Origin of the sequence: Pseudoalteromonas sp. bablab_jr010 (assembly GCF_016464105.1) — a bacterium.
In the GTDB taxonomy this organism is placed as follows: Bacteria; Pseudomonadota; Gammaproteobacteria; order Enterobacterales; family Alteromonadaceae; genus Pseudoalteromonas; species Pseudoalteromonas simplex.
In genome coordinates this window covers 1-895 of the sequence record NZ_JACDWV010000038.1, presented here as the reverse complement: position 1 = coordinate 895, position 895 = coordinate 1, and the positions used below count along the sequence as shown (strand labels likewise).

General features: G+C 44.1%; 1 protein-coding gene. It reads right to left on the bottom strand.

Going from position 1 to position 895, the window contains the following annotated elements; genetic code table 11:
- Positions 1-381: 381 nt before the first annotated feature.
- A partial coding sequence (locus JIG37_RS01710) for an IS630 family transposase (RefSeq protein WP_199528521.1) occupies positions 382-895 on the bottom strand: 514 nt, incomplete at its 5' end.

Sequence of the window (895 nt, the reverse complement as noted above, 5' to 3'; positions counted from 1 at the left end):
GTGTTAAAACACCGAGTAGGAGAAGAGGCACAAGGGCGCGAATACATCAAAGGGCCGAGGTAGCTCCTCATTATGAGCCCGCATATAAGCACGCAGTCTGACAAAATTAACGAAGGGTATTGTGCAATAGGAGGAGTCCATATAAGGCACTTCAGTGCCGAAATAATAAAAAAAATATTCATTGCTGAAGCCATTCTTACGCCAGACTTGACCTTGAAATTTAAACTTTATCCTTGCTAACTAGCAACTCGCTAACTCGTGTTGGGTTTCGCTACGCTCTACCCAACCTACCTGGAGAATGAACAGAGTGAATGCTGAGGGAGTCTCGGTACTAAACAACCACACAGTTCAACTGACATCTAATACCATTCCGCATAAAGATTAAATCAATTTAATCCATTCCCGATTGCACATTTTCTTCACTCGATCCGGGATTGAAATAAAGTGATTCCATGCCTTTGAAACTTCATCGACAATTTCGTCATAGCCCGAAAACACTCTATTGGATAAACAATGCTGTCGTATCCAGCTCCATACTTGCTCTATTGGATTTAGCTCTGGTGAATAAGGTGGAAGCTTTATAAGCGTTAGGTTTTTAAATTCTGCAGCTGTATCGTATGTGTGCCAGCCTGCGCCATCTATTATCACGACAGCGTGTCTTCCAACAGGTGTCGCGTGTGATATCTGGCGCATATGCTGCGTCATTGCTTCTTTATTTACGAATGGGCTAACTAACGCTTCTGTATGGCCTGTGGCTGGACATACCGCGCCAAATAAGTATCCATAGTCAAATTGCTGTTGTTTTACAATCCGTGGCCGAGTGCCTGTTTCAGCCCAAATGCGCGTAGTCGGATTTTGCTGGCCAAATCGTGCTTCGTCCTGAAACCATACGTCG